Consider the following 17,742-nt stretch of genomic DNA (forward strand, 5'->3'; position numbering starts at 1 on the left):
ATTCGGAAGGAACGACAATGCCAACGTTGTCAACGTTCTATGGCATTAAGATCACGATGAACTACAACGACCATCTGCCACCTCACTTTCATGCAGAATATCAAGACTTCGAGGCGACCATTGAGATCGCCAGTGGACTGGTTACGGGCAGGATGCCCAGACGCGCCTTGAATCTGATCTGGTCATGGTTGGACGAACATCGCGACGAAGTTATGGAAAACTGGGAACGGGCGCAAGCGCGACAAGCACTCAAACCCGTGGAACCGCTCCGTTGAAGAGGTGAAATGTTTATCCATGTAACAAATGTGCAATACCTGGACGGCTATCGGCTCCAACTGCACTTCAACAACGGCGTTGAGGGTGTTGTCGATCTGGAACCAGAACTCTACGGAGAGGTCTTCGAACCTCTGCGCGATCAGCAGGTGTTTCGGCAAGTAGCTTTGACCAGTCGCACGATTGAATGGCCCAACGGCGCGGACTTTGCCCCCGAATTCCTGCTGTCATTGGTGCAGAAGACCGAGCATGTCGCCGCATGAGCGGCGACGCGCAATCCGCGATCCTGGGCTACAATTTGTACATATCGCGGGAGGACGCTATGACGACGAAAGAAGTTGAGATCCACGAAGCACAGCAGCACCTTGCGGAATTGGTTGCCCAGGTCGTGACCGGAGAGGAAATTATCTTACTGGATGGTCAGACACCCCGCGCGCGCCTGGTGCCCATCACGCCGCACGCCGCACGGCGAGTCCCAGGGTTACATGCCGGTAGTATGACGATGAGCCCCGATTTTGATCAGCCTTTGCCCGATGAGTTCTGGACCGGAACACCGTGAAGCTGTTGCTCGATATGCATACGTTTATCTGGTGGGACAGCGATCCTGCCAAATTATCCGCCACCGCGCTGGCGTTATGCAGTGATCCCGCCAATGATCTCATCCTCAGTGTCACAAGTCTATGGGAAATGTACATCAAGCACCAGCTTGGGAAATTGAGCCTGCGGCTGCCGTTGGTCGATATTGTCGCGCATCAACAAGCCACGAATGGCGTGAACGTCTTGCCAATTCTGCCTACGCATGTGTTCGCATTGGATGGTCTGCCGACAGTTCATAAAGACCCATTTGATCGCTTATTGGTTGCGCAAGCGAACAGTGAAGGCGCGACCTTGGTCAGCGCCGATCCCATTTTCAAATCCTATCCGGTTCGTATGGCTTGGTAACGCCTATGTGAGTTGACCATGAGCATTGCCATCGGCCACTCCACGATTCGCGCTTGGGCGTTGGATGATGCTGAGGCACTGGCCAGATATGCCAACAACCCCAACGTTGCGGCGAACCTTCGCGATGGATTTCCGCATCCGTATCCAAAGTCTGATGCCGAAGCCTTCTTGCGCAACGCAATCGCTCGATCGCCACGTACCATCTTCGCCATTGCGCGTGACGAGGAGGCCATCGGGAGCATTGGCCTGATGATCGGCAGCGATGTTCACCGATTCACGGGCGAGTGCTCGATCAATTCATGTATGCCAAGACCAATGTACAATAACCGAGCATCGTTGGATCATCCTCGGCACATCGGACGTGGGTCGGCTCTTGTTTGTTGCCCATACGGATCGTGGCGATCACCTCCGCATCATTAGCGCACGGACGGTGAACCCTAACGAACAAGGATGATGTGGCGGCTTCGCGCCACATGAATCCGTAGTTCGTTGGGCCGCAAAAGTGGAGGACATGAGGCACGCAATCAACATCGCGTTCGACTTTCGTAGCGATACGCCTGTGGGAAAGGATCCAGATGTCGCGAGCCCTACGCTGCGGCGCTACCATAAGCTTCTGTGGAGCAAACCGTTGCCTGGAGGAGTTCCTTTTGAACTCAGCGACTCAAGGACGGATTGCTATTTGTATCACCGATCAGAATTGGGCGAGTTTTTCCTGGCCAGCGATACGGTGATCCCGTCCTTTCGGAAAGTTCCGCACATAAAGGCGCTTATACCGCAAAAAGAAATTGAGGCCTTCAACACAATCGGATACACGATTGGCGGAATGATGGTGTTCCCAGGAAACAAGATCGACGGGAAGATGACGATGAATGGTGCTCGCGGGTTCCACCCGCTGATCAGGGATCGGTTTGATCTTACCTTGGAATGCATCCGCAGACACTATGCCGGCGAAGCGAGTCCATTGAGCGAACCGTTGCGTCGGTATTCCGACTTCTTCATGCTCTTTGCTGACTTCCGTGGCTACGTCGAGTTCTTTCTGCTACAGGATCTTGTCATCGGAAATGAGGTAAAAATCTCAGGGCCTTACGACAACTTCAGGAGTTCGCCGGTTCCAAAGGATGCCTATGAATATAGGGCGTATCGTGACGACGCTGTTGCCTTCATCAATGCGCGCAATCAGCGCATTCAGTCGGCAACGACAGCGGCCTAACAACCGATGGCGTTCATTCAGGAGGTGTTCTCGTGAGCAGTCCCCAGCCCTTGCCGCTAGCCGAATTAAATACGCGGGCGATCCGGGTACTCATTCAAGAAATGGGTGTGGTAAACACGGCTTGTTTCATTCATCAATTGCGATCGCCAATTGGGAACGGGCGCAAGTGCGACAAGCACTCAAACCCGTGGAACCGTTCCGTTGAAGAGGTGAAATGTTTATCCATTGAATGGCCCAACGGCGCGGACTTTGCCCCCGCATTCCTGTTGTCATTGGTGCAGAAGACCGAGCATGTCGCCGCATGAGCAGCGACGAGCAATCCGACTGATGCGGTCTGCAACATCTCAACGTGAGCGCAACGTGGAATGCAGCGGGTCTCTGGGCTCAGCCTTGATCAGGACGGCGCACTGGTTTTAGCGTAGGCCGCCGCTCAACACCCCGTCCAGTTGACCGGCGCATGGGCCAGGTTTCGCATCGAGTGTTCGCGATCACCGGCGGCTGACAGCTAACCGTTCGGCGGCGGCAGCCCGTAACGCCATGCCGGCGGTTTATCCAAATCGTGGCTAGGCGGCAACCGTGCGACGTCGCACCATACAGGGCCAATTGAGGTGGCATCATCGCGGTATCGCACGGCTAAGGCTGATCGAGGCCGCAGAATCGCCGTCTGCTTCACGTTAGGAGTGGTACTTTACCTTGATCGATTTCAAATCGATTTTTGAAGTATCATCCCAATGTGAGTACACTTGTTTATCTCGCGTCGCCGCCATCCGTTCTGGCACCCTTGCTTGCTGCATCTCACCAGTTGGTGTGCTTGCCTTTCTCGGTGTCCCCGGCTATACTGCGTCTATGAAGTTTGCATGGGATGAGCAGAAGAACCAAAGCAACATGCGCAAGCACGGCTTTAGTTTCGCCGATGCTTGGGAAATCTTTGCAGCACCCATGCTCATCTCGCTGCGAAAGGCCTTGAGCCATGAGCGACAAACCTATGAACAAGCCTTCGGAAACTGATTGGGCGCGCATCGACGCGATGACCGATGCGGAGATCGACACATCGGACATTCCGCCGCTCACGGAAGCGTTTTTCAAACGGGCCAACGTACGGATGCCACGGCATCTGATTGCGGTGACCGTGCAGGTTGACCCTGAGGTGTTGGCCTGGTTCAAAGCGCAGGGTGAGGGCTACGAGCAACGTATGCATGCCGCCCTCCGTATCTATGCGGAAGCCCATAAAACTGCCCAACCCTAACCGTCCGTGCCGCCCAACCCTGATCGGTATGTGGCCGAGGGACATTGCGCATGATTTATGAAAAGTACCAGCGCAACCACACGATCAAATCGCCAGAAAGCTGAGGGTTGGCATGGAAAGGCATACCTCATCCCAGAGTCGAGTTTGTAGCGAGCCGCATGGGGTGGCTTAGCGGTGGATAGACGGCACAAGCACCATCGTACCGACCAGGAGCGTGGATAGGCGGCAACCGTGCGGCGTCGCACCATACAGGGCCGATTGAGGTGGCATCATCGCGATATCGCACGGCTAAGGCTGATCGAGGCCGCAGAATCGCCGTCTACTTCATGTTGGGCCGCACGAAGGGAAGGGAAACTTGTGACTAATGACCAGACAAAGCACCTAGCAGCGTCACTCGATGCAGAGGAAGCCTTGCTTCCGTTCGTTCCGCACCTGTTGCAGGACCTTTGGTCGCTCGGGTTCTCGCCAGAGGCTCCTCTGCGGCTTCTGGAAAGGAATCTCCATGAGGCTCCGCAGCATGTGGTGGATCTCGGGTGCGGCAAAGGAGCACTGCTGATCCACCTCGCGAAACGCTTCGGCTGGCACGGACGTGGAGTCGATATCGTACCGGAATTCATTGCGGAGGCTCGCAGGTACGCCAATGATTGGGGGGTCGCTGACGCGCTCGACTTCGAGGTCAAGGACATGGGGGAAGAGTTAGCCAAGGGCGGAGAACGGAACCTCGTCCTCTTCGGCTTCGACTCCGAGGCGCTTGGCGAACTTCAAGAGGCACTTGCTCGCATCGCAGCGTGTGTCGCACTGTCGGGGCACCTTCTGGTCGATCTTGCCTGGGCGCGGTCAGGACACTCGGCCGATTTACCTTCCGAAGCGCAAGTGCTCGACAGCGCTCATGCGGTGGGACTCCGGTTGGTTGATCGGGAAATGCTGGATCCTGCTTGGGTGGCAACCGAAGGGTCGCGGCATGTTGAGCTCATCCGTCGCCGAGCTAAGGAACTTGCGATAAGATACCCGGAACACTCAGCGGCATTCGAGGCGTACGTGATGGAGCAGGAAGCGGAGAACCAGCTGCTCACCAAAGAGGCACACTGCGGGTATCTGCTCTTCGCTCGGAGCGGGCAAAAGGCGAGGTGAGGTGAGCGGCCCAACAACAGCATGCAGCCGACGGCGCTTCGCGCCGCAGCTGACGCTGAGCGTTAGAAGCAGCCACTATCACGCCCATTCCCCACAAACGAGGTACCGCTATCTGCTATGCGAGTTGACCATGAGCATTGCCATCGGCCACTCCACGATTCGCGCTTGGGCGTTGGATGATGCTGAGGCACTGGCCAGATATGCCAACAACCCCAACGTTGCGGCGAACCTTCGCGATGGATTTCCGCATCCGTATCCAAAGTCTGATGCCGAAGCCTTCTTGCGCAACGCAATCGCTCGATCGCCACGTACCATCTTCGCCATTGCGCGTGACGAGGAGGCCATCGGGAGCATTGGCCTGATGATCGGCAGCGATGTTCACCGATTCACGGGCGAGTGCTCGATCAATTCATGTACGCCAAGACCAATGTACAGTAACCGAGGATCGTTGGATCATCCTTGGCATATCGGACGTGGGTCGGCTCTTGTGTGTTGCCCATGCTGACAGTTTGCTCACAGGTGAGATTGTTGAACGCCAAAAAGACGCTGTTACTGGTGAGTGGAAGTATCTGGTCAAAGGCGACACGGTTGCAGGCGATGAAATGACGACCGTTGCAAAAATCAGCCCTACGGGCAAGTTGGTGATCATCACGGTCTATCGGTTATAAAGGTGACTTTGATTTCGATATGCAAACAGGTAGCCTCGTGCATCACCGTAATGCGGTGTCGTCAAGGTTAATTGGTATTAGTCGGCACTCCTGTTGACAACCCAGATAGGACTGCTATAGCTTGTGGCGAGGAGCACAACGTCACGCCTCGGTGGGCGGAAGCGACGTGGCGATGTCGTAGACAAGCACCTGCACGTCGAGGCCCTCGCTGGTGAGTAGGTCGATCGTGTCCTCGTGGGTCGCTGCTTTGATCGCCGTTTCGACGCCTGCCGGAGCATAGACACGGATGCTTGCTTCTTCCTCGGAAGCACGGGCAATCCGCAGCACCGCCTCGGGGCAAATCGTCGTGATGCGCTGACTCAGTTCGGTGATGGCGTCTTCCAGGGTCATGCGAAGATCCTCTCGTGGGCAATGCAGCGGGGGCAGTCCGGTGTGTACGAAACTGCCCCGCAAGAAGGTGCTACCTAATACTTCGCCATGGTCGGATCAACCTCGTCGCTCCAGCGGAGCACTCCGCCAACCATGTTTTTGACCTTGCGGAATCCGGCGGCTTTGAGCATCTCGACGGCCTGCCCACTGCGAGCCCCACTGCGGCAGTAGACAACGATCTCGACGGAACTGTCGAGCTTATTGATCTGTTCAGCAAGTTGATCGACCGGAATAAGCAGGTCGGTTCCTTCGATGCTGGCGATCTCAACTTCATACGAATTGCGTACATCAAGCAGGAACGGTCGCTCGGGCGTCTCAAGCAATGCCGCCAATTCGACCGGGGTAATCTCATACTGGCTACTCAAGGTCTGTACCTCAGGGACAATGCCGCAAAATTGTTCATAGTCAATCAACTCGGTGACGGTTGGGTGGTCGCCACAGACGGGACAATTGACATTGCGGCGTAGCTTCAACTCACGAAAACGCATCTCAAGGGCATCATAGAGCAGCAAACGTCCGATCAGCGGCTCACCAATGCCAGTGAGCAATTTGATTGCCTCAGTTGCTTGCAGTGTGCCAATGACCCCAGGCAAGACACCGAGCACGCCTCCTTCCGCACATGACGGTACCAGGCCAGGAGGCGGTGGTTCGGGATAGAGGCAGCGATAGCACGGCCCGCCATCTTTTGGTGAAAAGACGGTGACCTGCCCTTCAAAACGAAAGATGCTGCCATAGACATTCGGCTTGCCGAGCATCACGGCGGCATCGTTGGTCAGATAACGAGTTGGAAAATTGTCGGTACCGTCAATAATTATATCGTAAGGCCGCATCAGGTCAAGTGCGTTCGCCGAGGTGATTGGGGTCTCGTAGGTCGTCACTTCAACCAGCGGATTCAGATCGTGGAGGCGCCGTCGGGCCGATTCGGTCTTGGCAAGACCAACCGTCGAGGTACCGTGTACAATCTGGCGTTGCAGGTTGCTCTCGTCAACCACGTCGAAGTCAACCAACCCGATATGGCCGACGCCCGCTGCGGCGAGATAGAGCGCCAGCGGTGAGCCGAGGCCACCGGTACCGATCAGCAAGACACTGCCCTGCTTCAGGCGGCGCTGGCCCCCCATCCCCACTTCGGGCATAATCAAATGGCGACTATAACGCCGGATCTCTTCATTCGACAAGTCTGGTGGTGCCATGCTCACCTTCCTCCAGCAATCGCAGGAATAATCGAAACCGTCTCGCCATCCTTGAGCGGGGTCGCTTCGCCCTGGAGGTAGCGAATATCCTCGTCGCCGACATAGACATTGACAAAGCTGCGGAGCTTGCCGCTATCAAAGATGTGCTTGCCAAGGGTGGGATACTGCTCGATAAGGCCGTGCAGGAGCGCACCGACTGTATCGGCTTCAAGGGCCACCGTCGCGTTATTCCCTGCATACTGGCGCAGGGCCGTTGGAATCGTAATGGTAATCGCCATTGGTTTCTCCTTCTGCTTGGACAGAAGATGGGGTTAGCGGTATCGCGGCCCATACCCGACACCGCTAGCCCCCATCTCCAATCACAACAGTCTCTTCCACAAAGGCCTCGCCGCCATCAAGTAGACACCACGAGGCAAGGCTGGTTGCCTGTCCAGCTTCAACGGTTTGGATCGCAAAGGCAAAGCCGGGGCCGGCAATCGCCTGAGCCCCGACGCGATCGCGTTCCGAGGGTGTTGGTGGGTGATCGGGATGCGAATGGTAACACCCAACGATGTCGAGTGCACGAGCCTGCGCGGCGCGGTCGGCGCGCATGTAATCGCGGGGATCGAGGTAGAACCGATCCCGTCGCGAGGTTGGATCGTCGGTCTCAGCCAGACTCATCTGGCCTGCCCAGCGGTTTTCGACCGGAAAGGCTTCGCTGACGACTTTATCTTCGCCGTCGAAGTGGCCGAGCAGCAGGCCGACACACTCATCAGGGTAGGTTGCTTCGGCGTGGCGGGCAATGGTGTTCGCCGCCTCAGAGGCTACACGGATCATTTAGATGCCCGCCCCTTCTATCAGATCGCTATCTTCCCAGAAACGTTCGCTGAGATAGCGGTTGGCGCTATCGCAGAGAATGGTGACGACCACGCCATGCTCCAGTTCACGCGCTACCCGCAAGGCGGCGGCCACATTTGCTGCCGCCGAGATGCCTACCAGCAACCCTTCGCGGCGCGCCAAGCGGCGTGCCATTGCGAAAGCTTCTTCGCTGCGCACTTCGATGACCGCATCAGGCGCTGCGGGGTTGTAAATGTCTGGCACCAGGCGGGTCGAGGCCATATGCTTGACCCCTTCGAGCGCATGATAGGGGCTGTCGGGTTGCACCGCAAGTGCCTGGATCTGCGGATTGAGTTCACGCAGGCGGCGACTGCTGCCCATAAAGGTGCCACTGGTGCCCAGCGCCGCAACAAAATGGGTGATCCGACCATCCGTCTGCGCCCAGATTTCGGGCGCGGTTGTCTCGTAGTGGGCCTGTGGATTGGCTGGGTTACTGTATTGATCAGGATAAAAAAAGCGCTCGGGTTGCCCGGCAACCAGTTCGCGAATCGTCGTGATCGCCAGATCCATCCCTTCGCTCGCGTCGGTCAGGATCAGTTCCGCCCCGAGGGCACGCAGGGTACGGATGCGCTCAGGGCTCGCGTTGGCCGGCAGCGCCAGCGTGACGCCATAGCCCAACGCAGCCCCAAGCGTCGCATAGGCAATGCCGGTGTTGCCACTGGTGGCGTCGGCAATGCGCATCCCCGGGCGCAACGCACCCCGCCGCTCACCGTCGCGTACCATCCATAAGGCTGGCCGGTCTTTCACCGACCCCCCGAGGTTGTACCACTCGGCCTTGCCGTAGACCTCGACCCCCGGGGCAAGCCCCGTTGTTAGGCGGGTCAAACGCAAGAGTGGTGTGTTGCCAATCAGATCCAGTGGCGTTGTGCGCATACCTTTAAACCTTCGCGTCTCAGCGCCTTTGCGTCAATGCCGACGCCGATACGCTTGCACGGCAGCTTTCATCGTGTTCAACGCGAGCGTTGCACAACGTGGGCGGGCACGGACAACTTCGCGTCCCAGGAGATCGAGCACTTCGCTGTCGTCCATGGTTTCAATGAGCGTTAGCGGCTGGCCCTGGAATTGCTCGCTGAGTAATGAGGCTGCCGCCTGACTGATTGTGCAGCCCTGACCCTCGAAGCTGAGCGCAGCGACATGCTCGCCACTGGCAGCAACCTTGAGATAGATGGTAATCATATCGCCGCAATCAGGAATGCCTCCCGAGAGGGTGATATCCGCCTCGGCGAGCGGCCCGTGGTGACGGGGATGGTCATAGTGCTCAAGCAGCCGCTCAATGATAGCCTGGCGATCCATTGGTGTCTCGCTTGGTCATCGTTTAACCCTACGTTGCGGTTGGTGGCAGCGGCTAGCGAAGCTAGCCGCTGCCACCAACCGCAACTAGACATCCTACCCGCGTTCGATGGGAAGGCCAACCGCGTTGCCCCATTCGGTCCAACTTCCGTCGTAGTTGCGTACCTGTGGGAAACCGAGCAGATAGGTGAGCACAAACCAGGTATGGCTCGAGCGCTCGCCGATGCGACAGTAGGTTGTCACTTGCTTGTCAGACGTGACGCCCTGACTTGCATAGAGTGCCCGCAACTCGTCAGCACTCTTGAACGTGCTATCCTCGTTGACAGCCTGCGCCCATGGGATGCTGACGGCGGTTGGGATATGCCCCCCGCGGAGCGTACCCTCCTGCGGGTACTCGGGCATATGCGTGCGTTCGCCGCTGAACTCCTGCGGGCTACGGACATCCACAAGCGCGGTGCCTGCGGCATGCTTGATCTGCTCACGCACCTCGTCGCGGAAGGCGCGGATCGTTGTATCGTCGCGCTCGGGGGCGTGGTAGGTGCCCTGTGCATAGGTTGGTGCCACGCGGGTCAACTCGCGCCCGTCGGCGATCCAACGCGCCCGCCCGCCGTTGAGCAAGCGAACATCCTTGTGTCCAAAGAGCTTGAAGACCCAGAAGGCATAGGTCGCCCACCAGTTGTGGCGATCCCCATAGAGTACCACGGTTGTATCGTTGCTAATCCCTTTGCTCGCCATCAATTCGGCGAAACGTGGTGCATCAAGATAGTCGCGCACCACGGGATCATTCAAGTCGCCAACCCAATCAAGCTTGACCGCACCGGGGATGTGCCCTGTCTCATAGAGCAACACATCTTCATTGCTCTCGACCAGGCGCACTCCCGGGTCATTGAGATGGTCAGCTACCCAGGTGGTATCAACCAGCACCTCGGGATGGGCATATGCATTCATCGGAAACTCCTCGCCAAAAGCTTCATATTTGAAAGAGGGAAGGCAACGCCCTCCCTCTTGTGCAGTATACCGCTGGTCTGGTGTAAAGTCAAGTTCTTAAGTAGAATACTCAACAAATAAGGCGTCGCCTTCGGCATAGACACGGTAGGTCTTGACCGGCTTGTAGGCCGGCAGGGTACGCGCCTCGCCGGTACGGAGGCTAAAGAGCGCCCCGTGATGAGGGCACTCGACACAGAGCATGTCGGGATCAAGCTCGCCCGCGCTCAACGAGGCATCATCGTGGGTACAGGTATCATCAATCGCAAAGAGTTCGCCCTCAACGCGAAAGACCGCAATCGCATGGCCCTGAACCATAAAGGCCTTGCCGCCCTCTTCGGGCACCTCCGCCAGCGTTCCAATCTGAATTGCGCTCATCAACTCTCTTCTTCTTCAACAAGGACGTCATTTCCCCAGCCAGAGGCGAACGCTGCGGACGTGAGCCCGCTAGCCTTCACCAGCAGGCTACGGCTGCGGGCGTCAGCCCGCTATCCTTAGCCTACCGACCCCTCCATCTCCATCTGGATCAGGCGGTTCAACTCGACCGCGTATTCCATCGGCAACTCGCGGGTGAACGGCTCCATAAAACCAAGCACAATCATCGAGAGCGCATCGGCCTCGGGCAAACCGCGGCTCATCAGGTAGAAGAGTTGCTCGGCACCGATGCGTCCGACGGTCGCTTCGTGGGCGAGGGTGCAGCGATCCTCTTCGATCTCGATAAAGGGGATCGTATCGGAGGCTGACCGCTCATCGAGGATCAGTGCGTCACAGTTGACGTTGATCTTGGCCCCGTAGGCCCCACGCGCAACCTTGGCGAGACCACGATAGGTCGTTTTGCCGCCATCCTTGCTGACCGACTTGTTGGTAATGCGGCTCGTCGTCTCGGGAGCCAGGTGAACCATCTTGGCACCGGCATCCTGATGCTGGCCCTTGCCGGCGTAGGCGACGCTCAACACTTCGCCCCGTGCCTTGCGGCCCATCAGGTAGACCGACGGATACTTCATCGTCAGCTTACTGCCGATATTGCCGTCCACCCACTCCATGCTCGCCTCTTCGTGGGCGACGGCGCGCTTGGTCACCAGGTTGAAGATGTTGTTCGCCCAGTTCTGGATTGTGGTGTAGCGGAATTTGCCACCCTTTTTGACGACGATTTCGACGACAGCCGAATGGAGCGAGTTCGTCGAATAGATTGGCGCGGTACAACCCTCGATATAGTGCGCCTCGGCTCCTTCATCCACAATGATCAGCGTACGCTCGAACTGGCCCATATTCTCAGCATTGATGCGGAAATAGGCCTGCAGCGGAATGTCAACCTTGACGCCCTTGGGCACATAGACAAACGAGCCACCCGACCAGACGGCAGTGTTGAGCGCGGCATACTTGTTGTCAGCCGAAGGAATGATCGTGCCGAAATACTCCTTGAAGAATTCCGGATGCTCCTTCAACGCCGTATCGGTATCAAGAAAGATCACACCGAGTTTCGACCACTCTTCGCGCAGCGAGTGGTAGACCACTTCAGACTCGTACTGCGCACCAACACCCGCGAGGAACTTGCGCTCGGCCTCGGGAATGCCCAGTTTCTCGAAGGTGTCCTTGATCTCCTGCGGCACCGCGTCCCAATCAGTCTGCGGGCGCTCACCGGCGCGCACAAAATAGTGAATCTCGTCGTGGTTGAGGTCGGCAAGCTCGTGGTTCGCCCACATGCCTGCGAGGGGCACGGGCTTCTTATTGAAAATATCGAGCGCACGCAGGCGTCGCTTCAGCATCCACTCGGGTTCATCCTTCATCCCCGAAAGTTCGCGGACGACCCGCTCGTTCAGCCCCTTGGGAGCCTTGAACAGGTAGTTCTCTTCGTTCCGAAACCCGTACTTGGTGTAATCAAACTGGAGATTGGTTGCTTCTGCGACCATTTTCTATCCTCCTGAAATATATCTTGTTACAGATCGTCGTCGTCCTCATTGAGATGATCGATGCCATAGAGCCCGGCTTTCAGTGCTTTGAGTGAGAGCAGCGCACACTTGAGCCGCGTCGGATTGCGGGTGAGCGGAATGCCGATCAGATCGAGCAGTTCCTCTTTGCGAAAGACCTTGGCGGCCTCAACCGGCATCCCTTTGAGCTCATCGGTCAAAAGCGAGGCCGAAGCCTGGCTGATCGCACATCCGCGCCCTTCAAAACGTACATTAGTAATGATGTCATTCTCGATCAATAATTCAATCCGTACCCGATCACCACAGAGTGGATTATGTTCTTCATGCGAAATGTCCGGCTCTTCGAGTCGTCCAAAATTATGCGGATATTTCGCATGTTCAAGGATCTGTTGTTGATAGAGATCGTCCATATTCTGGCCTATTCTTATTGAAAGAGCTTGCTCGCTTTTTCGAGGCCGACCGCCAGCCGATCCACTTCTTCGGGCAGATTATAAATATAGAAGCTCGCGCGAGTGGTTGCTGGCACATCAAAGTGGCGATGCAGTGGCTGCGTGCAATGGTGGCCTGCCCGCACGGCAATGCCTTGTCCGTCGAGAATAGCGGCGACATCGTGGGGATGCACGCCCTCGAGAGTAAAGCTAAAGGCACCTCCACGCTGTTCAGTCGTCAACGGGCCATAGAGGGTCAACCCTGGCACATTGCCCAGCCGCTCGAGCGCGTAGGCCATCAATTCGACCTCGTGCTGATAGATCGCCTCCATCCCAATGGCGCTGAGGTAATCAATCGCTTCGCCCAGCGCGATCGCTTCGCCAATTGCGGGCGTTCCGGCTTCAAAACGTGCCGGCACATCAGCATACGTACTCTGGTTAAGCTCTACCACCTTGATCATCGAGCCGCCCCCGAGGAATGGTGGCATGGCCTCAAGCAACTTGCGGCGCCCCCAGAGCACCCCGATGCCGGTTGGGGCACACATTTTATGCCCGCTGAAGGCAAGAAAATCGCAACCGAGTTCAGCAACATTGACGGGCATATGCGGCACACTTTGGGCACCGTCGACTAGCATCACTGCCCCAACCGCGTGCGCACGTTCGGCGATCATCCGCACCGGGTTGATCGTTCCAAGCATGTTGGACTGGTGCGTCAGCGCAACTAATTTGGTCTGCTCAGTCAATTTCTGGTCAAGCTCTTCGAGCACGAGTCGCCCTTCGCCATCAATGCTGAGGTAATCGAGGATGGCTCCGGTACGCTGCGCGATCATCTGCCAGGGCACGATATTCGAGTGATGTTCCATCAGCGAGAGCAAGATTCGATCGCCGGGACGCAGATTGGTTGCGCCCCAGGTTTGGGCCACCAGATTGATCGCTTCGGTCGTATTGCGGGTAAAGATAATCTCGCGCTGACTGGCGGCCCCGATGAAGCGTGCCACCTTGCCCCGTGCGCGCTCGTAGGCAAAGGTGGCCTCTTCGCTGAATTTGTAAACCCCCCGATGCACATTGGCGTTGTAGCGGCGATAGTAATCTTCCAGGCAATCAATCACCTGCCGCGGTTTCTGCGACGAGGCCGCACTGTCGAGAAAGGCCAGCCGATGACCATGCACCTCTTGCTGGAGGATCGGAAACTCACGCCGAATTGCCAGCACATCGAATTGGGTTAGAGTTGACATAACCACTCGCTTCGCAACTGGTGGGCCGTGGCCCCAGTGCCTAGATCTTCGCTTCAATCACCGCTTCGAGCTGGTGTCGCAGCGCTTCAACCGGGATCGTATCAAGGGCCGGGCTAAAGAAGCCCATCACGATCATACGGCGTGCTTCATTTTTGCTGAGCCCGCGGGTCTGCATATAAAAGAGTTGCTCGTCGTCCACATCGCCACTGGTCGAGGCATGACCGCCCTTGAGCACACTATTGGTGTCAATCTTCAGCCCCGGGATCGAGTCGTTGCGTGCCCCCGGTTTGAGGTGCAGCGCATGCTCTTCGAGCCGTGTGCTGGTTGCGGTGGACTCGTGCTCGATCTTGATCATCCCATCAAAGACACTGTAGGCAGTATCGTTGACCACCGTCTTGAACTGCATAAAGCTCTCGGCGTTGTGGCCGATGTGGCGCAGCCAGGGTGCGGTGACCAGCACCTGTGAGCCATTGGCAAACGTGGCTCCAAGCCAGTTGACGCGTGAGCCATTGCCCTTGAGCGTCGTCTCGGCTTCGATATGCTGCACTTTCGCCCCGAGCGCCAGCGAGGTCCACTCGAGCGATGCGTTATTGCCAAGCACAGCCTTTTGTCCACCGATATGATAGACACCATCGCCCCATTGTTGCACACTGATAAAGCGCAGGGTGCTATTGGGGCCAGTGATCAGCTCAGTAACCGGCGCGGCCAGCGCCTGTTCGCTGCGATCAGCCGAGACAAACTCTTCGATCACCGTCGCACTGGCGTTGGCTTCCAGGATCACCAGGGTGCGCGGCATGATCATGTGGTGGTCGGCAGGCAGTGTGTAGCGCACATGAATCGGCGTATCGACAGCGACATTTTTTGGCACATAGAGCAAGACGCCATCGGTCCAGAGGGCGGCACGCAACGCGCTGAATTTGTGGTCAAGCGGCGCAACGGCGGTATCCATATGCGCCTTGATCAGTTCTTCGTGGCTGTTGAGTGCCTGGCGCAGTGGTTTGAAGACGATCCCCTGATCGGCCAGCGATGCATCCCAGATCAACTCGGTACCTACTGATCCGCTGAGGGTCAGGGCATCGGGTGCCAACCCGCTCAGGTCAGTTCGGCGCCACTCGGGTGGCCCTGACTGGGCAAAAAACGTCCATGCCTCGTGGCGACGCTCGGCAAGCCAACCCGGCTCCTGCTCGGCGTGAGCCTGCTCGACAATCAGGTCGGCGGTCAGGTCTTTGAGAGTAATGCTTTGCTTCATCTTACGCTGCTCCAGCCAGTTCCTCGCGGAGCCAGTCGTAGCCCTTTTCTTCCAGCTCCAGGGCCAGTTCGGGGCCACCATCGCGCACGATGCGTCCGTCCATCATCACCGAAACAAAGTTGGGTTTGATATAGTTGAGCAAGCGCTGATAGTGCGTAATCACGAGGGCACCTAGCTCTGGCCCGGCGAGGCGATTGACGCCCTCAGCGACGATGCGCAGCGCATCAATATCGAGCCCCGAGTCGGTCTCGTCCATCACCACCATCCCTGGCTTGAGCATGGTCATCTGCAGGATTTCGAGGCGCTTTTTCTCACCACCGCTGAATCCTTCGTTGAGGTAGCGGCGGGCAAAGCCTTCGTCCATCTCGAGGGTCTTCATCCCTTCGCGCAGCATCTTGCGGAATTCCGCCATCGGAATAGCGGTCGCTTTGGGATCTTTACCCTCCTCGGCCCGATGCGCATTGATCGCGGCGCGCAGGAAGTTCGCGACGGTTACCCCAGGAACGGCCACTGGGTACTGGAAGGCCAGGAAGAGACCTAGCTTGCTTCGCTCATCCGCTTCCAGTTCAAGAATATTCTGCCCACCATACCAGATCTCACCAGCGGTTACTTCGTAGTCGGGATGCCCGGCAATAACATGCGCGAGCGTGCTTTTGCCACTGCCATTCGGACCCATAATGGCGTGAATGGTGCCGCCGCGTATGGTCAGATTGACGCCTTTGAGAATCTCGTTGTCGCCAATGTTTGCGCAGAGATCCTTGATGACCAGATCGTTGCTCATGTGCTCCTCATTACAAAAAATCAAAACCCTTACTCAGACTGAACTGGCACAAGCGGAATCACTCCGCTTCGTACCACAAAACGACAGGTGTGCGACCCTTCCCGGATGGTGCTCTCGAGCTGTAATTTCTCGCCAAGGACAAACTCGATCATCTGCCGCTCCATCGAGCAGACTTCAGGATGATCCTGAGCAATATCATAAAACGGACACGCAAAGAGGCGAATGCTGTCACCACTCTCGGCTACTTCAGCCGGTACACCGCGCTGTTCAAGCAGGCGGCGCAACTCACCAAGACGTTCAGGCACATCGCTGCCTGCCATGCGGTCGGCATACTCGTTGGCCAGGCGTCGGCTTACCCGTTCAAGCAGTTCACCGACTTTATCAGGACCTTCGAGCGCGATCAATTCTCGTAACAGGCCATTGATCAGGCGATCGTACTGCTTGGGAGAGCGGCTATGGGCTTCGTCGCTGAGCATGTAGATCAGACGTGGTCGCCCTGGTCCGTACCGCTCGGCTCGTACTGCCACGAGCCCTTCGGCCTGCAGATGAACGAGATGTTCACGCGCGGCCGTGGTGCTGACCCCAAGCACCGTCGCCAGTTCTTTCACGGTTGCCTCGCCCTGACGCTGCAAGTGTTGCAGGATCTGGCCCGAGGCGCTGGTTGTGGCATAACCGATGACGGGCATAGCTGTTGTTCGCCTCTTGCGAAGGCCATGGCCTTCGGTATGGCCCCGCCTGGGGCGCATCATCAACTTGATGAGCATGTTGTGCTGCACGTATAGAAGTATTGTACCGACCTCGCTTCTTTTTGTCAATAAAAACGGAAAATACCGTTTTTATTCAAACCGGCGGCGATTTTTGAGGCGTGCTTCGGCCTGTAGGTCGGCGACGCGATCGGTTTCATCCACAATTTCGCCGGTGATCACTTCGAGCACATCTTCAAGCGTGATCACTCCGGCCACCCCGCCATATTCGTCAATGACCACCGCGAGGTGTTGGCGGGTCTGGCGAAAGACTTCAAGTAGACGGTCGGCCCGTACGCTCGCCGGAATCAGATTGGCTGGCCGCATAACCGTCGTAACGAATTCGTCGCCGCGCCCCTGCAACAGGGCCGCCAGGATCTCTTGACGCAAGGCAATGCCCCGTACTTCGTCAATCGAGTCGCCAATGACCAGCATACGCGTGTGTTCTGAGGCGAGCACGCGCTCACGCGCTTCGGCAAGACTCTCGTCGGCATACAGGTACGAAAGGCTGACCCGCGGGGTCATAATATCTTCGGCAATGGTATCGTTGAGCCGGAAGACGCGCTCGATCATCTCAGACTCATCGCGCTCAATGATGCCCTCCTGTTGCCCGATCCGCGCCAGGAGCCGGATCTCGGCTTCGGTGGTGGTCGGCGCTTTCCAGCTTCCCACAATCGGCGCAACAAGGCGCTCGATCATCCAGACAAGTGGCGTGAGCAGCATGGTCAGCGTTGCCACCGGGCGGGCCGCCACTAGTGCAATTGGCTCAGAATACCGTTCACCAACATTCTTGGGGATAATCTCGGCAAAAATAATGACCGCCAGGGTCAACCCGGCGGAAAAGGCTCCGATCCATTGGCTGCCAAACACCGTTGTGGCCAGATCACCAACGATAATGCTGCCACCAATATTGGCAATGTTATTCAAGACCACAATGGTGCTGATGGGCCGCCCCATGTTTTCACGGATTTTGAGCAGGGTCTTTGCCGAAGCACTCCCACCTTCGGCGAGTTGGCGTACCCGCACAAGGTTGGTCGAAAAGAAGGCCGCCTCGACCCCCGAACAGAGGGCCGAGATGATGAGAACCAGGGCAATGAAGAGAAAGAGTTGCTCCATACGGCGGTGCTCCGAATGCTTTG

At 57.2% G+C, this 17,742-nt stretch carries 27 protein-coding genes and 1 pseudogene; 13 read left to right on the plus strand and 15 right to left on the minus strand.

What is annotated here, in order from left to right:
* Nucleotides 1-17: 17 nt before the first annotated feature.
* From EYB53_RS10175 to EYB53_RS10230, 13 genes and pseudogenes are all read left to right on the plus strand, one after another.
* The gene (locus EYB53_RS10175; protein ID WP_167857335.1) at nt 18-275 is read left to right on the plus strand and encodes a DUF4160 domain-containing protein; all 258 of its coding nucleotides are present in this window, start codon (nt 18-20) and stop codon (nt 273-275) included.
* A 9-nt stretch (nt 276-284) separates the two neighbouring features.
* Nucleotides 285-536, plus strand: coding sequence for a DUF2442 domain-containing protein (locus EYB53_RS10180; RefSeq protein WP_129671242.1), 252 nt, complete (start codon nt 285-287; stop codon nt 534-536).
* Between the two features lie 59 nt (nt 537-595).
* Nucleotides 596-832: a type II toxin-antitoxin system Phd/YefM family antitoxin gene (locus EYB53_RS10185; RefSeq protein WP_135478084.1), complete on the plus strand. Its 237-nt coding sequence runs from the start codon at nt 596-598 to the stop codon at nt 830-832.
* 14 nt (nt 833-846) lie between these two features.
* Nucleotides 847-1,215, plus strand: coding sequence for a type II toxin-antitoxin system VapC family toxin (locus EYB53_RS10190; protein ID WP_205712624.1), 369 nt, complete (start codon nt 847-849; stop codon nt 1,213-1,215).
* An 18-nt stretch (nt 1,216-1,233) separates the two neighbouring features.
* Nucleotides 1,234-1,473 (plus strand): annotated as a pseudogene (locus tag EYB53_RS26590) (GNAT family N-acetyltransferase); the annotation flags it as partial.
* 4 nt (nt 1,474-1,477) lie between these two features.
* Complete coding sequence (locus tag EYB53_RS26595; protein ID WP_135478086.1) at nt 1,478-1,669, plus strand: BrnT family toxin; 192 nt, start codon at nt 1,478-1,480, stop codon at nt 1,667-1,669.
* A 57-nt stretch (nt 1,670-1,726) separates the two neighbouring features.
* A complete protein-coding gene (locus tag EYB53_RS10200; protein ID WP_135478087.1) occupies nt 1,727-2,425 on the plus strand; it encodes a DUF6994 family protein in 699 nt (232 codons plus the stop codon).
* Between the two features lie 32 nt (nt 2,426-2,457).
* Nucleotides 2,458-2,730: a hypothetical protein gene (locus tag EYB53_RS10205; protein ID WP_135478088.1), complete on the plus strand. Its 273-nt coding sequence runs from the start codon at nt 2,458-2,460 to the stop codon at nt 2,728-2,730.
* A gap of 388 nt (nt 2,731-3,118) precedes the next feature.
* Nucleotides 3,119-3,433, plus strand: a complete 315-nt coding sequence (locus EYB53_RS25575; RefSeq protein ID WP_254151009.1) for a BrnT family toxin — start codon at nt 3,119-3,121, stop codon at nt 3,431-3,433.
* Nucleotides 3,411-3,671, plus strand: coding sequence for a BrnA antitoxin family protein (locus EYB53_RS10215; RefSeq protein WP_254151010.1), 261 nt, complete (start codon nt 3,411-3,413; stop codon nt 3,669-3,671). Before EYB53_RS25575 ends, EYB53_RS10215 begins: the two co-directional genes overlap by 23 nt.
* 357 nt (nt 3,672-4,028) lie before the next feature.
* Nucleotides 4,029-4,802, plus strand: coding sequence for an SAM-dependent methyltransferase (locus tag EYB53_RS10220; RefSeq protein ID WP_167857336.1), 774 nt, complete (start codon nt 4,029-4,031; stop codon nt 4,800-4,802).
* A gap of 130 nt (nt 4,803-4,932) precedes the next feature.
* Nucleotides 4,933-5,307 carry a GNAT family N-acetyltransferase gene (locus EYB53_RS26600; RefSeq protein ID WP_135478091.1) on the plus strand — a complete coding sequence of 125 codons (375 nt, stop codon included), beginning with the start codon at nt 4,933-4,935 and terminating at the stop codon, nt 5,305-5,307.
* Nucleotides 5,308-5,311: 4 nt separating this feature from the next.
* Nucleotides 5,312-5,470 carry a DUF4258 domain-containing protein gene (locus tag EYB53_RS10230; RefSeq protein WP_205712626.1) on the plus strand — a complete coding sequence of 53 codons (159 nt, stop codon included), beginning with the start codon at nt 5,312-5,314 and terminating at the stop codon, nt 5,468-5,470.
* A gap of 141 nt (nt 5,471-5,611) precedes the next feature.
* Here the strand turns inward: EYB53_RS10230 and EYB53_RS10235 are convergent, their stop codons facing one another.
* The 15 genes from EYB53_RS10235 to EYB53_RS10305 all read right to left on the minus strand — a co-directional run bounded on the left by EYB53_RS10235 (nt 5,612) and on the right by EYB53_RS10305 (nt 17,719).
* Nucleotides 5,612-5,860: a hypothetical protein gene (locus tag EYB53_RS10235; protein WP_135478092.1), complete on the minus strand. Its 249-nt coding sequence runs from the start codon at nt 5,858-5,860 to the stop codon at nt 5,612-5,614.
* A gap of 74 nt (nt 5,861-5,934) precedes the next feature.
* Nucleotides 5,935-7,089 carry a molybdopterin-synthase adenylyltransferase MoeB gene (gene moeB, locus EYB53_RS10240; RefSeq protein WP_135478093.1) on the minus strand — a complete coding sequence of 385 codons (1,155 nt, stop codon included), beginning with the start codon at nt 7,087-7,089 and terminating at the stop codon, nt 5,935-5,937.
* 2 nt (nt 7,090-7,091) lie between these two features.
* Entirely contained in the window at nt 7,092-7,367 is a 276-nt protein-coding gene (locus tag EYB53_RS10245; protein WP_135478094.1) for a MoaD/ThiS family protein, read from the minus strand.
* A gap of 64 nt (nt 7,368-7,431) precedes the next feature.
* The gene (locus EYB53_RS10250; protein WP_135478095.1) at nt 7,432-7,905 is read right to left on the minus strand and encodes a M67 family metallopeptidase; all 474 of its coding nucleotides are present in this window, start codon (nt 7,903-7,905) and stop codon (nt 7,432-7,434) included.
* Nucleotides 7,906-8,838 carry a PLP-dependent cysteine synthase family protein gene (locus tag EYB53_RS10255; RefSeq protein ID WP_135478096.1) on the minus strand — a complete coding sequence of 311 codons (933 nt, stop codon included), beginning with the start codon at nt 8,836-8,838 and terminating at the stop codon, nt 7,906-7,908.
* A 33-nt stretch (nt 8,839-8,871) separates the two neighbouring features.
* A complete protein-coding gene (locus tag EYB53_RS10260; RefSeq protein ID WP_135478097.1) occupies nt 8,872-9,258 on the minus strand; it encodes an iron-sulfur cluster assembly scaffold protein in 387 nt (128 codons plus the stop codon).
* 93 nt (nt 9,259-9,351) lie between these two features.
* Nucleotides 9,352-10,203 carry a sulfurtransferase gene (locus EYB53_RS10265; protein WP_135478098.1) on the minus strand — a complete coding sequence of 284 codons (852 nt, stop codon included), beginning with the start codon at nt 10,201-10,203 and terminating at the stop codon, nt 9,352-9,354.
* Between the two features lie 96 nt (nt 10,204-10,299).
* Nucleotides 10,300-10,617 (minus strand): non-heme iron oxygenase ferredoxin subunit, encoded by a 318-nt coding sequence (locus EYB53_RS10270; RefSeq protein ID WP_135478099.1) that lies wholly within the window; start codon nt 10,615-10,617, stop codon nt 10,300-10,302.
* Nucleotides 10,618-10,733: 116 nt separating this feature from the next.
* Nucleotides 10,734-12,149, minus strand: coding sequence for a Fe-S cluster assembly protein SufB (gene sufB, locus EYB53_RS10275; protein ID WP_129671263.1), 1,416 nt, complete (start codon nt 12,147-12,149; stop codon nt 10,734-10,736).
* Nucleotides 12,150-12,175: 26 nt separating this feature from the next.
* Nucleotides 12,176-12,577: a Fe-S cluster assembly sulfur transfer protein SufU gene (sufU, locus tag EYB53_RS10280; protein ID WP_135478100.1), complete on the minus strand. Its 402-nt coding sequence runs from the start codon at nt 12,575-12,577 to the stop codon at nt 12,176-12,178.
* A 14-nt stretch (nt 12,578-12,591) separates the two neighbouring features.
* A complete protein-coding gene (locus EYB53_RS10285; protein ID WP_135478101.1) occupies nt 12,592-13,830 on the minus strand; it encodes a cysteine desulfurase in 1,239 nt (412 codons plus the stop codon).
* A 40-nt stretch (nt 13,831-13,870) separates the two neighbouring features.
* Nucleotides 13,871-15,079, minus strand: a complete 1,209-nt coding sequence (gene sufD / locus EYB53_RS10290; RefSeq protein ID WP_135478102.1) for a Fe-S cluster assembly protein SufD — start codon at nt 15,077-15,079, stop codon at nt 13,871-13,873.
* 1 nt (nt 15,080) lies between these two features.
* Nucleotides 15,081-15,860: a Fe-S cluster assembly ATPase SufC gene (gene sufC, locus EYB53_RS10295; protein ID WP_097654224.1), complete on the minus strand. Its 780-nt coding sequence runs from the start codon at nt 15,858-15,860 to the stop codon at nt 15,081-15,083.
* A 29-nt stretch (nt 15,861-15,889) separates the two neighbouring features.
* Nucleotides 15,890-16,624, minus strand: a complete 735-nt coding sequence (locus EYB53_RS10300; protein ID WP_371879093.1) for a helix-turn-helix transcriptional regulator — start codon at nt 16,622-16,624, stop codon at nt 15,890-15,892.
* Nucleotides 16,625-16,696: 72 nt separating this feature from the next.
* On the minus strand, nt 16,697-17,719 hold the full coding sequence (locus tag EYB53_RS10305; RefSeq protein WP_135478104.1) for a hemolysin family protein: 1,023 nt from the start codon (nt 17,717-17,719) through the stop codon (nt 16,697-16,699).
* Nucleotides 17,720-17,742 lie beyond the last annotated feature (23 nt).

The sequence above is a fragment of the Candidatus Chloroploca mongolica genome (assembly GCF_004762035.2).
GTDB lineage: Bacteria > Chloroflexota > Chloroflexia > Chloroflexales > Chloroflexaceae > Chloroploca > Chloroploca mongolica.

Excerpts from the sequence above, each read along its gene's own strand:
- EYB53_RS10175 (WP_167857335.1), top strand. The coding sequence starts at position 18 with ATGCCAACGTTGTCAACGTTCTATGGCATTAAGATCACGATGAACTAC.
- EYB53_RS10180 (WP_129671242.1), top strand. The coding sequence starts at position 285 with ATGTTTATCCATGTAACAAATGTGCAATACCTGGACGGCTATCGGCTC.
- EYB53_RS10185 (WP_135478084.1), top strand. The coding sequence starts at position 596 with ATGACGACGAAAGAAGTTGAGATCCACGAAGCACAGCAGCACCTTGCG.
- EYB53_RS10190 (WP_205712624.1), top strand. The coding sequence starts at position 847 with ATGCATACGTTTATCTGGTGGGACAGCGATCCTGCCAAATTATCCGCC.
- EYB53_RS26595 (WP_135478086.1), top strand. The coding sequence starts at position 1,478 with ATGTTCACCGATTCACGGGCGAGTGCTCGATCAATTCATGTATGCCAA.
- EYB53_RS10200 (WP_135478087.1), top strand. The coding sequence starts at position 1,727 with ATGAGGCACGCAATCAACATCGCGTTCGACTTTCGTAGCGATACGCCT.
- EYB53_RS10215 (WP_254151010.1), top strand. The coding sequence starts at position 3,411 with ATGAACAAGCCTTCGGAAACTGATTGGGCGCGCATCGACGCGATGACC.
- EYB53_RS26600 (WP_135478091.1), top strand. The coding sequence starts at position 4,933 with ATGAGCATTGCCATCGGCCACTCCACGATTCGCGCTTGGGCGTTGGAT.
- EYB53_RS10235 (WP_135478092.1), bottom strand. The coding sequence starts at position 5,860 with ATGACCCTGGAAGACGCCATCACCGAACTGAGTCAGCGCATCACGACG.
- moeB (WP_135478093.1), bottom strand. The coding sequence starts at position 7,089 with ATGGCACCACCAGACTTGTCGAATGAAGAGATCCGGCGTTATAGTCGC.
- EYB53_RS10245 (WP_135478094.1), bottom strand. The coding sequence starts at position 7,367 with ATGGCGATTACCATTACGATTCCAACGGCCCTGCGCCAGTATGCAGGG.
- EYB53_RS10250 (WP_135478095.1), bottom strand. The coding sequence starts at position 7,905 with ATGATCCGTGTAGCCTCTGAGGCGGCGAACACCATTGCCCGCCACGCC.
- EYB53_RS10255 (WP_135478096.1), bottom strand. The coding sequence starts at position 8,838 with ATGCGCACAACGCCACTGGATCTGATTGGCAACACACCACTCTTGCGT.
- EYB53_RS10260 (WP_135478097.1), bottom strand. The coding sequence starts at position 9,258 with ATGGATCGCCAGGCTATCATTGAGCGGCTGCTTGAGCACTATGACCAT.
- EYB53_RS10265 (WP_135478098.1), bottom strand. The coding sequence starts at position 10,203 with ATGAATGCATATGCCCATCCCGAGGTGCTGGTTGATACCACCTGGGTA.
- EYB53_RS10270 (WP_135478099.1), bottom strand. The coding sequence starts at position 10,617 with ATGAGCGCAATTCAGATTGGAACGCTGGCGGAGGTGCCCGAAGAGGGC.
- sufB (WP_129671263.1), bottom strand. The coding sequence starts at position 12,149 with ATGGTCGCAGAAGCAACCAATCTCCAGTTTGATTACACCAAGTACGGG.
- sufU (WP_135478100.1), bottom strand. The coding sequence starts at position 12,577 with ATGGACGATCTCTATCAACAACAGATCCTTGAACATGCGAAATATCCG.
- EYB53_RS10285 (WP_135478101.1), bottom strand. The coding sequence starts at position 13,830 with ATGTCAACTCTAACCCAATTCGATGTGCTGGCAATTCGGCGTGAGTTT.
- sufD (WP_135478102.1), bottom strand. The coding sequence starts at position 15,079 with ATGAAGCAAAGCATTACTCTCAAAGACCTGACCGCCGACCTGATTGTC.
- sufC (WP_097654224.1), bottom strand. The coding sequence starts at position 15,860 with ATGAGCAACGATCTGGTCATCAAGGATCTCTGCGCAAACATTGGCGAC.
- EYB53_RS10300 (WP_371879093.1), bottom strand. The coding sequence starts at position 16,624 with ATGCTCATCAAGTTGATGATGCGCCCCAGGCGGGGCCATACCGAAGGC.
- EYB53_RS10305 (WP_135478104.1), bottom strand. The coding sequence starts at position 17,719 with ATGGAGCAACTCTTTCTCTTCATTGCCCTGGTTCTCATCATCTCGGCC.